Source organism: Melioribacteraceae bacterium (genome assembly GCA_019638015.1).
Classification (GTDB): Bacteria; Bacteroidota; Ignavibacteria; order Ignavibacteriales; family Melioribacteraceae; genus JAHBUP01.
Genome location: JAHBUP010000001.1, coordinates 1,048,223 through 1,063,113 on the forward strand (window position 1 = coordinate 1,048,223; position 14,891 = coordinate 1,063,113).

Consider the following 14,891-nt stretch of genomic DNA (forward strand, 5'->3'; position numbering starts at 1 on the left):
ATTAATTCCGGCATTTCTATTTTAAATGTAATTCTCTCAGCGGCACTCCGCTGACACTCTGCGATCTCTGCGTTTAATCTTTTGTCTCTATCTTTTTCCTCTACTTGAATTATTACAAGTTTTTCCCCAATTTAGTTACCGATAAAGTCATCAATGAATTAATTCATGAAAAAGTCACACATATTTAGGTCGAATCAAATGTTAATAAAATCAAAGATTCTTATACCAATATTAATTTTCACAATTACTACACTTGTTTCAGCACAAACAGCATCGGCAATTTGGCCATTATCAAATCCATCTTCTGGTGGTACAGGTTTCAATCCAAATGTTTCCGGATTAATTAATGCGGCTAATGAGTTATTAAAAGGAACAGAAATAAATCAATACACCGGTGCTAATAACAGTCAAAGAATTAGAATGGCTGGAACGAACAACACCTGGCCGGCAAATTTAAATGATAAAATCGACACAGTTTATGTTCAGTTTTCGGTATCCCCCAAAAAGGGAATTACATTCGAAATAAAAAAGATAAGTATGCTGATTGGCGCCGCAAGTACAAATTATATGAAGGCAAGAATATTTTATTCCGAAAAATCAGATTTCAGCAATCCAACTGAAATAAATTACAGCACCGGATCATTAAGTAACTTTTTGATCAGCGGCGGGCAGTCAACAGTTAACGCGGAAATAAATGTAACAATAAATGAAGATGAGACTTTTTATTTAAGAATTTTCCCCTGGAATGAATATAGCGCCATTCAATCGGGTAAGTATATGACACTTCAAAATGTTGAAATCTCCGGAACAACAATTGGAAATGTTGAAGCAAATTTAGCGGCTGTCTCAACATCATCGGCATCATATATTTCAACGACATTCGCAACTTCGGGAGGAAATATTATTAATGATGGAGGCGGTTTAATTTCTGAAAGAGGAATTTGCTGGAATACAATAGGAAATCCTTCAACTTCAGATGATAAGAAAATTGCTGGAAGTGGTGTTGGTTCATTTAAAGTATTAATGCAAAATTTATTACCGGCAACTAAATATTATATTCGTGCATATGCGGTTAATTCTGCCGGTACATCATACGGTGATGAAATTTCATTTACTACACTAAACCAAAAAATTGTGCCTCAATTAACCACAAATTCTGTCACAAATATACTTGTGAAAACCGCCCAGGCAGGTGGATCAGTAACAGCCTGGGGAGGTGATTCAGTTTTTGTGCGTGGAGTTTGTTATAGCGAAAATTCAAATCCAACCGTCAATAATTTCAAAACTATTAATGGTTCCGATATCGGTTCATTCTCAACTGTAATTGGAAACTTGAAGGAAAATACAAAATATTATTTGAGAGCTTACGCTGAAAATTCGGTTGGCGTTGGTTACGGCGATGAAGTATCATTTACAACACAATCGCCGGCTGTGGCAATAACAAAAACAGTTTCATTGGATGGAAGCGGAGATTACACAACAGTGCAATCCGCATTCGATGCAGTGCCCGCTAACTACACAGGTAAATATATTATCTTCATTAAAAATGGTACATACAAAGAAAAATTAAAACTTACCTCGGGTAAAGTTAATGTTGTGATAAGAGGGGAAAGCCGGGACAATACAATTTTAACTTACGATGACTATAGTGGAAAACCGGGAACCAGTATTGGAACATCAACTTCAGAAACATTGGCAATTCAGGCTAATGATGTAACGCTGGAGAATATCACCGTTCAAAACACAGCCACACAAGCTCAAGCTGTTGCCCTAAATATTACCGGTGATAGAATAATTGTGAACAACTGCCACATCGATGGATATCAGGATACATACTATACTTGGAATTCGGGAAGAGTTTATAATATCAATTCAAAAATTTCGGGCACAGTTGATTTTATATTTGGTCATGGTGTTGCGGTCTTCGATAACTGTAACATTCACATTAAAAGGAATACCGGTACTCTGACAGCCGCGGCTACTAAAGATGGATATAAATTTGGATATGTTTTTCTAGATTGCAAAATTACTAACGATTCAATTGGATATGATGGGGCTACAATCTCAAGATTTTTATTGGGAAGACCCTGGCAAAATTCACCACGAACAGTTTTTATAAGATGCGAACAACCCGCGAGTTTAAATCCTGTTGGATGGGCGGAATGGAATGTTATTCCTGCCCTTTACGCCGAATATAAATGCTACGGCCCCGGTTCCGATTATTCTCAAAGATTAACTTCAATATCTCGTCAACTGACTGATGATGAAGCAAAAGAATATACTATTACAAATATTTTTTCTATGAGCACAGGTCCCGAATTTGGATTTGACTGGATGCCCGAAATTACAACTAGCGTTGAGAATAAAGGTAAATTGAATTCAGAGATACCAGCCAAATTTTCATTGGAGCAGAACTATCCAAATCCCTTTAATCCAACTACATTAATAAAATATCAGATTTCAGAGCTTAGCGATGTTACATTAAAAGTTTATGATCTATTGGGCAGAGAGGTAACAACACTTGTCAATGAGGTGAAGCAACCGGGGGAGTATAGTGTTGAGTTTATAACGAAAAACGATGAGTATTCAAGCGGAATATATTTTTACGAATTGAAAACTCAAAAATATAGAGCTGTAAAAAAACTTGTGCTTCTTAAATAATTAACTCAAGTAGAATAATGTACAGTCAAAGATCTAGATTAATAAGTATTATAAATTAAATCGAATGAATTATGAGAAAACTTCTATTAATTATTAGTGTTGTAATTTGTCTTAACACCTCGGATATTTTAGCGCAAAATAAATCAACGGTTTGGAATCCGAATATTGATGATACTTCTTATCTTAATCCAATAATTCATTCCGATTATTCCGATCCCGATATTTGTAGAGTAGGTGATGATTATTACATGACCTCATCAAGTTTTTCTCATTTCCCCGGATTGCCGATTCTTCATTCAAAGGATTTAGTAAACTGGAAACTAATTTCGCACGCGGTAATTAATTACCCAGTAAAAGCATTTGCTAAACCACAACATGGTGGTGGAATCTGGGCTCCCAGTATTCGCTATCATAATAATGAATTCTATATTTATTTTGGTGATCCCGACAATGGAATCTTTATGACGAAAAGTAAAAATGCTGAAGGTCCATGGGAACCGCTGTACTTAGTTAAGGAAGCTAAAGGATGGATTGATCCCTCACCATTTTGGGATGATGATGGTAAAGCATATTTAGTTCGAGCATGGGCTCGAAGTCGCTCTGGCATCAAACACATCCTTACAATTCATAAAATGAGTAGTGATGGAAAAACATTACTTGATAATGGAGTTAATGTTTTTTCAGATTCGCTGATCCATCCAACAATTGAAGGTCCTAAACTTTATAAGAGAAATGGATACTATTACATTTTTGCCCCCGCCGGTGGAGTGAAGCCAGGCTGGCAAACTATTCTTCGGTCTAAAAATATTTATGGTCCTTACGAAGATAAAATTGTACTCGAACTGGGAAGCACAAAAATAAATGGTCCTCATCAAGGGGGCTGGGTAACAACTCAATCAGGTGAGGATTGGTTTATTCATTTTCAAGATAGATATGCTTATGGCAGAATTGTTCATCTTCAGCCGATGAGATGGGAAAATGATTGGCCTGTAATGGGAAATGACTACGACGGCAATGGAATTGGAGAACCTGTATCAAATTATAGAAAACCTTATACTGGTAAAAACTATTCTGTGGAAGTCCCTCAAACATCTGATGATTTTAATTCGGATCGACTTGGATTGCAATGGCAATGGCAGGCTAATTTTGATTCGAGCTGGTATTCATTAAGGCAAAGAGAAGGATCTTTAAGATTACTACCTCAAAAAATATCCAACGATGATAATAATTTGTACAACGCCCCCTTCTTGCTAATGCAGAAATTCCCGGCAAAAAAGTTTTCAGTTTCCACAAAAATTGAGTTTGAAAATTTAGATGTTGGCGATAGAGCAGGATTAATAGTTTTTGGGTTTGATTATTCATTCATCGGAGTAGAGAGACATAAGGATGGATTTCATTTGACTCAAATTATCTGTAATGATGCCAATAAAAAATCACCTGAACTGAGAAGTGAGAGTATTGAAATTAAAAGCTCGCAAATTCATTTACGGATGAGTGTAAAACCTGAGGATGATTCAGAAATAATCCCAAAAGTAATTTGCAAGTTTAGTTATAGTATTGATGGTGAAAAATATTTACCGATCGGTAAAGAATTTATTGCTAAAGAGGGGCGCTGGGTTGGCGCAAAAGTTGGATTGTTTGCTTCATCAATCAGTGATTCTAACGGTTATGCCGATTTTGAATGGTTCAGATTTGAGTAGCAGCCACAAATAAACATTTCTATTTAAATTAATTCAGAAAATCTTATCCAACAGAAAGAAAAGATTATTTCACATCACGATTCCGAAAAAAATAACTGATGATTTTAATTGTGTAATAAACTAAGTTGATACAGAGTTTGGAACACAAATAATTAGAATTATCCTTTTACAAGTATGGATGAAAATGGATAGTGAATTAAAATTTATTCTTAATGATACCGTGGTTGAAGAAAATATTAATCCGGCAATCACAGTGTTGGATTATTTGCGCAATTCAAAAAAACTTAACGGAACAAAAGAGGGATGCAGAGAGGGGGATTGCGGAGCTTGCACAGTTTTAATTGGTACATTAGTTAAAAATAAAGTCAACTACAAAAGCGTTAATTCATGTCTGTTACCGCTTATTTCAATTAATGGAAAACATTTGGTTACTATTGAGGGATTAAATTTAGCTGAATTAAATCTCATTCAGGATGCAATGGTTACCGAAGGGGGAACACAATGCGGGTTTTGCACTCCCGGATTTATTATTTCACTTACTTGCTACTTTCTTGAAGCTAAAAATTACAACTACAATTCCGCATTAAATTATCTCGATGGCAATATCTGTCGTTGTACCGGATATTCCGGAATAAAAAGAGCGGTTGAAAAAGTTATCAATGTAACAGCCGAAAGCTCTTCAAAAAATAAAATTGATAGACTGATTCAATCAGGAATAATTCCCAACTATTTTTCAAAAGTGTCCCAACAATTAATTGCTATCAATAATACTATAAATGATAAAAAACCGGAAAAGATAATAAGTACTAAACTTATAGTTGCCGGAGGAACAGATTTGTATGTTAAAAATGGGGAAGAATTAATTGATCAAGAATTAAACTTTATCTCTTCGCGGGAGAACCCGATAGAAAAAAGAGGAGATGAAATAATAGTTCAGGCTTCGGCAACTATTGAAGAATTCACAAACTCGAAAATTATACATAAGTATTTCCCGCAAATTAAAAATTCATTGAAGTGGTTTGGATCATTGCCTATTCGTAACCGGGCTACAGTTGGAGGAAATATAGTTAATGGTTCCCCAATAGCGGATATAACTAACATACTTTTGGCGCTTGCTTCAACTGTTAAAATAGTGAATGGAAAAAAAGTAAGAATTGTTAAGCTCAACAAACTATACCTTGGATATAAAAAGTTAGGTCTGAAAAAAGGAGAAATTGTTGAATCGATCGCAATTTCAATTCCAGAAGGAAAATATTTTTTCAGTTGTGAAAAAGTATCGCGGCGTGAATATCTCGACATTGCAAGCGTGAACAGCTCCATGATGATTCAAACTAAAAAAAATATTATCACTAATGTTCATTTATCTGCTGGAGGAGTTGCGCCAATCCCAAAATATCTTGAAGCGACTTCTCTGTTTTTAATTGGGAAAGAATTATCCCTAAAAAATATTTTAGATGCTTTCAAAGTTGTTAAAACTGAGATCTCACCAATTAGTGATGTACGCGGATCAGCAGAATATAAAACAATATTACTTCGTCAACTTATATTGGCACACTTCTATAAATTATTTCCGCATTTATTGAATGAAGAGGTGACTCAATGAAAAGTTACGATTCAATTCAACATGTAAAAGGTGCTTCAAAATTTGTTGATGATTTACCTATTACCGAGGGAACACTATACGGTTATGTTTATTACTCATCAATTGCGCACGGGGAAATAATTGATCTTGATATCAAAGAGGCTTTAAAAAGTGATGGCGTAAAAGCTGTTTTAACAGCTGATGATATTCCCGGGCAAAATCAGATTGGGGGAATTATACCAGACGAAGAATTACTCGCTGATTCACAGGTACATTATATCGGGCAGCCAATAGCATTCGTTGTTGCTGAAAATAAAATTAAGGCCCACAAAGCCGCACAAAAAATTTCTGTTGAATATAAGAAACTGCCCGCTGTTTTTGATGCGCGGGATGCTTTTGAGAATGGTATGTTTCTATCTCCACCGAGAGTTTTTACACTTGGAAGTGTTGATGATATTTGGGCAGAATGTGATTTTGTAATTGAAGGGATAGCTGAATCGGGAGCTCAGGAACATCTATATCTTGAAACTCAAGGCGCATTTGCTCTTCCGACTGAATCCGGTGGTGTGAAAATTTATTCATCAACTCAAGGACCTACACAGGTTCAAAAAATATGCTCACGTGTATTAAATATTCCAATGAATAGAATAGAGGTTGATGTACCTAGACTCGGTGGCGGGTTTGGTGGAAAGGAGGATCAAGCAACTCCATGGGCCGTGATGTGTGCTTTGGCTGCCCATAAATTAAAACTTCCTGTAAAATTAATTCTGCCACGACAAGAAGATTTGAGAATGACAGGCAAGCGTCACAAATACTCTTCAGACTTTAAGATTGGGTTAAGTGCTGAGGGAAAAATTCTTGCTTACGAAGTTTCATTTTATCAGAATGGCGGGGCTGCCGCTGATTTATCTCCAGCAATTTTAGAAAGAACTTTGTTTCATTGTACGAATAGTTACTATATACCGAATGTAAAGGCAACAGCATATAGTTGTAAAACCAATCTTCCTCCTGCAACTGCATTTAGAGGATTTGGCGGACCGCAGGGAATGTTTGTAATTGAATCGGCAATTAATAAAGCGGCAGAAGTGATGGGAATTGATGCGTCAGAGATTCAAAGAAAAAATTTACTTTGCGAAGGAGATCAATTTCCATTTGGTCAAAAAACTGAAAACTGCCACGCAATTACTTGTTATGATTTAGCTAAATCAAAATTTCAATACAAGGAAGAAATAAGTAAGATCAATCAATTTAATACTCAAAACAAATTTATAAAGAAGGGAATTTATACGATGCCGGTTTGTTTTGGCATATCATTCACCTCAACATTTATGAATCAGGCAAGCGCATTAATTCATGTTTTTAACGATGGGAGTATCAGCGTTAGTACAGCGGCGGTGGAAATGGGGCAAGGTGTTAATGCTAAAATAACTGAAATGGTAGCTCGGGAGTTCGGCGTGGAATCTTCAAGAATTAAAATTGAGACTACAAATACAACTCGTGTTGCAAACACTTCTCCAACTGCCGCTAGTAAAGGCGCCGATTTAAATGGATTCGCTTCTATCTCCGCTTCAAAAATTATTATTGAAAGATTAAAAAAAGTTGCCGCTGATGAATTAAAAGCAACTTCTGATTGCATCAGTATAAAAAATGAAATTGTACATGTTTCTAACCAGCCGACAGATATTACCTGGAATAAGATTATTCAATTAGCGTTTTTCAAGAGAGTAAGTTTATCTGCTCAGGCCCATCATTCAACCCCGGATATTTATTTTGATAAAACAAAAGAGAAAGGGAAACCATTTGCGTACCACGTTTATGGTTCGGCATTAATAACTGCAATTGTTGATTGTTTGCGAGGAACATGCAAAGTTGAATCTGTGAAAGTTGTTCATGATTTCGGTGAAAGCATCTATCCTCTAATCGATAAGGGACAAGTTGAAGGGGGAATAGTTCAAGGAATCGGCTGGATGACTTTGGAAGAAGTAGTTTATGATGAATCCGGTAAACTTATTTCAGATGCGCTTTCAACATATAAAGTCCCCGATATAAATTTCTCCCCCGAAATTGAAATTCACTTTCTTGAAAACTCGCCAAATCCTTATGGTCCTTTCAAATCGAAAGCTGTTGGAGAGCCTCCATTGATGTATGGAATTGGAGCTTTTTTCGCGATTAGAAATGCGCTGAAAAGTTTTTCACCAAACAGGGAATTCAATTTTATTGCTCCTATGACAAACGAGAGAGTTTTAATGGCTCTTTATTCAGAGGAGTAAAAATATTTTTCTATGAACTTATTCTATCGAAGAAGTGACATACTGCGTGGCGCGCTAATTTATAGTTCGGGTGATACTATTGCGGCATTAATTCTAAATGAGTTTTCAATTATTAGAGTAATTGGGATAATTTTAATTGGAGCCACCTTTTACGCATTTGAAATTCCAAATTATTTTTCCTGGATTGATAAAAAAGTGGGAGATGAGAACACCACTTCAAAATCATTAAAACGTACCCTGCTTGCTTTATTATATTTTAATCCTATCTGGATTGCCCGGCATTTACTCTTTATAAATGTTTTCAAGGGAGATCTCTCCGCAATAAATTTGTACTTACTTGTAATAGGGTTGTATTCATTTCTACTGAATGTACCAATATCCTTTATCATGAATTATCTGATTCAAAACAGAGTAAAACTAAAATGGCGGTTTACAGCAAGCGCAATATTTTCGGCTTTGATGGCAATTTATTATGCGATGAGCGAGGTGTTATTTAAATGATATTTCTTTCTTCAATGGTTGAAAAGAGTCATTCGTGGTTATTAGGGGTCATTCATGGTTATTAGTAGTCATTCATAATCATTAATGGTCATTGTCTGTTATTTATTGTATTCTGCACAAAATTTTTATTGCATTAATTAAATTCAAATCCTAACTTACGTCTGTTGTCATACAAGTTTATTTAAAAATTATAAATTGAGGAAAATGATGGAAAGAGCAGAAATTACTAAGATTGTTGAGGAAAATGGAGCCGTCGCGGTTGTTCGTTTAAAAGATCCGGCAAAATTAATGAAGCTTGCCGAGGCAATTTATGCAGGTGGATTAAAAAGTTTTGAGATTACTCTATCTGTCCCAAACGCTTATTCACTAATTGAACAGGCCTCGAAGGAATTTGGTGATAAAATGTTGATTGGTGTGGGGACCGTTATAAATTCTGAACAAGCACAGAAAGCAATTGATTCGGGGGCTAAATATGTGGTCAGTCCAATCTTAAAAAAAGAAATTATTGAGACTTCCCATAAAAATAATGTACCGGTGATGCCCGGCTGCTTTACTCCCACCGAGGCACAAATTGCATGGGAAATGGGAGCCGATATAATAAAAGTATTTCCGGCAGAGGTTGCTGGAATGAATTTCTTTAAAGCTGTTCTTGCCCCGTTACCACATTTAAAGATGATGCCTTCGGGAGGAGTTACTCTTACAAATGCTGGCGATTGGCTTAAAGTTGGTGCATGTGCGGTTGGTGTCGGCGGTGCATTACTCGATTCAAAAGCAATTGCTGAAAATAACTTTGCTGTTATTACAGAAAATGCTAAAGTGTTGATGTCCTCAATTAATAATTATAGAAATTCAAAGTAGGAGATAGAAATGAAAAAAGTAGTTACATTCGGTGAAATAATGCTGAGATTAAGCACGCCAGGATTCGAACGGTTCGTTCAATCACAAAGTTTTGATGTTACCTATGGCGGAGGCGAGGCAAACGTTGCGGCGTCACTTTCTAATTACGGGTTGAATAGTTTTTTCGTAACAAAATTACCAAAACATGAAATTGGGCAAGCGGCAATAAATCATTTAAGAAGATATGGAGTTAATACAGAATTTATAGCTCGAGGCGGCGAAAGAGTTGGAATTTATTTTCTTGAAACCGGCGCAAGCCAGCGAGCTTCGAAAGTAGTATATGATAGATCAAACTCCTCCATAAGTAATATTGCGATTAATGATATTGATTGGGAAAAAGTATTTGAAGGAACAGATTGGTTTCACTTCACAGGTATCACTCCAGCACTCGGAAAAAATGCACAAGAAGTTTTAGAAGCTGCTTGTAAAGCAGCTAAATCTAAAGGGATTAAAATAAGTTGTGATTTAAATTTTAGAGCAAAATTGTGGACAGAAAAAGAAGCACAAACTGTAATGGTTCCTCTGATGAATTATGTTGATGTATGCATCGCAAATGAGGAGGACGCAGAAAAAAGTTTGGGTATGAAAGCAAAGGATACTGACATTCATAAGGCAGAACTTGATGAATCGGGTTATTTTGAACTGGCGAAATCCTTAAAAACAAAATTCAATTTTGAGGCCGTTGCAATTACTTTGCGTGAAAGTCACTCAGCTTCCAGAAACGGATGGAGTGCTCTACTCCACGATTCAAAAGATTGTGTTGAACCTTATCGCTCAAAAAAATATGATATTCAAATTGTTGACAGAGTAGGTGGCGGTGACGCTTTTGCAAGCGGACTGATTTATGGTTTATTAATAAAACAATCTTCTAAAGAAGCCCTTGAATTTGCTGTGGCTGCATCATGTTTGAAGCAAACAATTCCGGGGGATTTAAACCACGTATCAATCAGTGAAGTTGAAAAACTATACAAGGGTGATGGTTCAGGCAGAGTAGAACGATAACTAATAAAGGTAAACTATGTCTGTAATAAATAATACTAGTAATATTTTTCAATCGCTCGGCAATCGGGATAAAGTAAGCAAAATTATTGCTCATCAGATTGAAGACGCAATTATATCAAAACAATATTTGCCTGGGTCAAAACTTCCCTCCGAATCAGAATTATGTTCATTTTTTGGTGTGAGCAGAACTTCAGTAAGAGAAGCAATTCAAAGTTTAGCTGCTCAAGGGTTGGTTTCAATAAATAAGGGAAAGGGGATATTTGTTAATGAACTGAGCACTCAATCGGTTTCTGATCCAATTCAAAAATACCTGAAACAAAATCTTTCACGCAATTTTGTGATGGATATTGTTCACGCTCGACAAATGCTTGAGCCTAATGTGGCAGCCCAGGCGGCAATTAATCATACTGGAGAAGATATTGAACGACTTCAAAATAATATTGACGAAATGGAGAATCATGATGGAGATTATAAAGCACTTGCAAAGTTAGATATGAGTTTTCATATCAATCTGGCAAAAGCATCTCAAAATGTAATTGTACCTTTACTTCTTGAGCCAATTTATAATTTAATTCCAGATGTTAAATCATCAGTGTACCAAACGGTAAGAGAAGCAAAGGAGTACGCAGTTAAATGGCACATAAAGATACTCAGTGCTGTAGTAAATAACGAATCGAAAGAAGCGCATGATGCAATGATGCAGCATCTTAGATTTGCCGAGGAACACGCAGAGAGAATGTTAAATGCGAAGAATAAATAAAATTGAAAAACAATTGGAGAACCAATGAAATACGAAAGTGAAATATTTAATCTGATGCAAAATAAAGAATGGGAAAAAGTGACGCCCGGAATGAAAAGAAGATTTATGGGCTACGACGATAATATAATGATGGTACAGGTTCATTTTGAAAAAGATGCGATTGGTGCTCGTCATAAACATTTTCACAGCCAAACCACTTATGTAGTGAGTGGAAAATTTCAAATTACTATTGGTGAAAATAAACAACTACTTGAAGCGGGTGATGGATTTTATGCACCGCCGAATGTAGAACATGAAGCGCTTTGTCTTGAGGAAGGAATATTGATAGATGTATTTTCACCTATTCGAGAGGACTTTATGAAAGGAGTGTCCGGATATACGAAATGACTTGTGAATTCCTCTTTTTTTGTTAAATTAGCGTTTACTTTATCAATTAAATGAGAAATCGATGATGATTAAATTAGCAGCCAAGGGATTAATACTCTCTCTAATTATTTTGACTAATTGTACATATTCGCAATTAGCTGATGGGAAAGATGATTTCAGTAAATATTATGTTGATCTTCCATTCGAAATGCCACTATTACAAGTTCCAAAATTTCCAGATAAAGATTTTCTTGTTACTAATTATGGGGCGGTTGGTGATGGAGTTTTCAAAAATACAATCGCAATTCAGAATGCAGTTGATGCCTGCACAAATGCTGGCGGCGGAAGAGTTGTAATTCCAAGGGGTATTTGGATTACCGGTCCAATAGTTTTAAAAGATAATGTTAATCTTCATCTTGAACTGGGCGCGTTACTGCAATTCAGTAAAGATTTTAATGATTACCCTGTAATTGATGCCATTTACGAGGGAACGATGCAGTTGAGAGCTCAATCTCCAATCAGTTCAAGAAATGCTAATAATATAGCAATTACCGGTGATGGAGTAATTGATGGCGGCGGAGATGCATGGAGATATGTAAAGAAATTTAAATTAACCGCATTACAATGGAAAGCATTAATTGAATCGGGGGGAGTTGTTGACAAATCAGGTAATAATTGGTGGCCCTCTCAATCAGCTCTCGATGCTTCAATTTATATTGATGAGATGACTAAGAAAAATCAGAAGCCAGATTATGAGTTAGTAAGAAATTCTCCCGAGTATCTTCGCCCTGTAATGGTAAATTTTATTTCTTCAAAAAATATTTTACTCGACGGTCCAACTTTTCAAAATTCTCCTGCATGGAATATTCATCCGGTGATGTGCGAAAATTTAATTGTAAGAAATATCACTGTTCGAAATCCTTGGTATTCTCAAAATGGTGATGGAATAGATTTGGAGTCGTGCAAAAATGTTATTGTTTACAATTCAAGATTTGATGTTGGTGATGATGCTCTCTGTATGAAGAGCGGGAAAAATGAGGAAGGGAGAGCAAGAGGCATCCCCACAGAAAATATAATTATAGCCGATTGTATTGTATATCATGGTCATGGCGGATTCGTAATTGGCAGCGAAATGAGCGGCGGGGTTAGAAATATTAAAGTTTCTAATTGTCAATTTATTGGTACAGATATAGGCCTGCGTTTTAAAAGTACCCGTGGACGTGGTGGGATTGTAGAGAATATATATATCGATAATATTTTTATGAAAGATATTTCTACCGAAGCTATTGGTTTTAATATGTTTTATGGAGGTTTTGCTCCTAAAGAGGATAAATCTGCCGATGATAATTCTAAATCGGCTCATACTGTTCCAGTCAGCGAGGAAACTCCTCAATTTAAAAATATATTTATGAATCAAATTCTTTGCATCGGAGCAGAAAATGGATTAATACTTCAAGGTTTGCCCGAAATGAGCATTAAAGGAATCGAATTGAAAAACAGTATAATTACTGCAAATACCGGTGTTTCAATTTATGATGCCGAAAATATAAAAATCGAAAACACAAAAATAATTTCAAGCAGTGGAATTCCATTCAATATTACCAATAGTAATAATGTTTTTTTTGATAATGTAGAAAGCGGGGATAATGAAACCTATTTTGCTATCGAAGGAAGTAAATCTTCAGAAATTATAATAAAAGGAGTCGGAGCTGAGAAACTGGGTTCAAGAGTAAAGTTTGGAACCGGTGTTTCTCAAAATTCAATAAAAATTATAAAATGAAGAAAATAATTCTTTTTATTATTCTCTTGTTCCAACTCAATTTAGATGCTCAGGAAAAAAGATTAATCACCGTTGCTCAAGATGGCAGCGGTGATTTCTTAACCATCACCGAAGCCATTAATTCTCTCCCAATGTTTAATTACGAGCGAACTATAATTTTTATCAAAAATGGTATCTATGAGGAGAAGTTTAGAATTGATCAGGATTATATTACACTGAGAGGAGAAAATAGAGAAAATACAATTATAAGATACAGCATACTGAGAGAAGACTGGAATAATAATAAAGACTCACTTGGGCCCGGAGTTATTAATGTTGAAGGAAATGATATTATAATCGAAAATATGACGATTGAAAATACACAGCCCCTAATTGGTCCACATGCATTTACTATTTATGGATTCGGCACTAGAATAATAATTCAATATTGTAATGTATATAGTAAAGGTGCTGATACAGTTTCTCTTTGGGATTATAAAACCGGAATGTATTATCACGCAAATTGTAGTTTTACCGGAAGTGTTGATTTTGTTTGTCCACGCGGTTGGTGTTTTATCCGCGATTCTCAATTTTATCAGCATAAACAAACAGCTGCCCTATGGCATGCTGGAGGATTTGATAGAAACCAAAAATTTGTGATCGTCAATTCTTCGTTCGATGGCGTTAAGGGTTTTGAGTTGGGGAGGCATCATTACGAAGCACAGTTTTTTCTAATCGATTGCTCCTATTCCGAAAATATGAGTAGCAAACCAATCTATCGTGTAACTTACGAAGACACTACCCGCAACCGTCCTTATAATTGGGGTAAACGCAATTACTTTTTTAATTCCCAAAAAAAAGGAGATCAGTTTGAATGGTTAGAAAATAATATTGAATCTGCGGGCGTTTCCATAGATCAAATTGATGCCAAGTGGACTTTTGATAATAAATGGGATCCAGAAAATATCGCTCCAATTTATCCGGCAAGAATTGAGGTTTATGGAAAATTATTAAAACTTTTTTTTGATGAAAAAATAACGGTGATAGATAAACCAATTTTGGTTTCAGACTCGGGCAATAAGTTATATTATTCATCGGGTGGTGGGACTGATACAATTATTTTTGAAAGTGATTCTTCAATCACAATGAGACAGATTAAAAATCTTTCATTGATTAATGGTAAACTAACCGGAACGAATGCAACAATTAAAGAAAGAGTTGTATCGTTCACTAATTAAAATTAAAATGTTTAGCGTTCTCTGCGTTTAAAAAATATAATCTCCCCAACTTATTAAAATGATAATCTTTTATTATCCTTATAAATAAATGTCGTGACCTATTGCAATATCATCTAATTTGATCATAGTTTTTAACTTAATTAGTGGCATAAATT

11 protein-coding genes are annotated in these 14,891 nt (G+C 35.5%); all 11 read left to right on the forward strand.

From position 1 onward, the window contains the following. The first annotated feature begins 198 nt into the window (after positions 1-198). A complete protein-coding gene (locus KF816_04135; GenBank protein MBX3007200.1) occupies positions 199-2,661 on the forward strand; it encodes a T9SS type A sorting domain-containing protein in 2,463 nt (820 codons plus the stop codon). Between the two features lie 71 nt (positions 2,662-2,732). Then, complete coding sequence (locus tag KF816_04140) at positions 2,733-4,361, forward strand: glycoside hydrolase 43 family protein (GenBank protein ID MBX3007201.1); 1,629 nt, start codon at positions 2,733-2,735, stop codon at positions 4,359-4,361. A 184-nt stretch (positions 4,362-4,545) separates the two neighbouring features. Next, a complete protein-coding gene (locus KF816_04145) occupies positions 4,546-5,964 on the forward strand; it encodes an FAD binding domain-containing protein (protein MBX3007202.1) in 1,419 nt (472 codons plus the stop codon). Then, complete coding sequence (locus KF816_04150; protein MBX3007203.1) at positions 5,961-8,213, forward strand: molybdopterin-dependent oxidoreductase; 2,253 nt, start codon at positions 5,961-5,963, stop codon at positions 8,211-8,213. Before KF816_04145 ends, KF816_04150 begins: the two co-directional genes overlap by 4 nt. Before the next feature lie 12 nt (positions 8,214-8,225). Continuing rightward, positions 8,226-8,714 carry a hypothetical protein gene (locus tag KF816_04155; GenBank protein MBX3007204.1) on the forward strand — a complete coding sequence of 163 codons (489 nt, stop codon included), beginning with the start codon at positions 8,226-8,228 and terminating at the stop codon, positions 8,712-8,714. Positions 8,715-8,921: 207 nt separating this feature from the next. Next, positions 8,922-9,572: a bifunctional 4-hydroxy-2-oxoglutarate aldolase/2-dehydro-3-deoxy-phosphogluconate aldolase gene (locus tag KF816_04160; GenBank protein ID MBX3007205.1), complete on the forward strand. Its 651-nt coding sequence runs from the start codon at positions 8,922-8,924 to the stop codon at positions 9,570-9,572. Positions 9,573-9,581: 9 nt separating this feature from the next. Then, positions 9,582-10,613 (forward strand): sugar kinase, encoded by a 1,032-nt coding sequence (locus KF816_04165; protein ID MBX3007206.1) that lies wholly within the window; start codon positions 9,582-9,584, stop codon positions 10,611-10,613. Positions 10,614-10,629: 16 nt separating this feature from the next. Beyond that, the gene (locus tag KF816_04170; protein MBX3007207.1) at positions 10,630-11,373 is read left to right on the forward strand and encodes a FadR family transcriptional regulator; all 744 of its coding nucleotides are present in this window, start codon (positions 10,630-10,632) and stop codon (positions 11,371-11,373) included. Positions 11,374-11,397: 24 nt separating this feature from the next. Beyond that, on the forward strand, positions 11,398-11,760 hold the full coding sequence (locus tag KF816_04175; GenBank protein MBX3007208.1) for a cupin domain-containing protein: 363 nt from the start codon (positions 11,398-11,400) through the stop codon (positions 11,758-11,760). A gap of 187 nt (positions 11,761-11,947) precedes the next feature. After that, positions 11,948-13,519 (forward strand): glycoside hydrolase family 28 protein, encoded by a 1,572-nt coding sequence (locus KF816_04180; GenBank protein MBX3007209.1) that lies wholly within the window; start codon positions 11,948-11,950, stop codon positions 13,517-13,519. Next, complete coding sequence (locus KF816_04185; protein ID MBX3007210.1) at positions 13,516-14,736, forward strand: hypothetical protein; 1,221 nt, start codon at positions 13,516-13,518, stop codon at positions 14,734-14,736. Before KF816_04180 ends, KF816_04185 begins: the two co-directional genes overlap by 4 nt. Positions 14,737-14,891 lie beyond the last annotated feature (155 nt).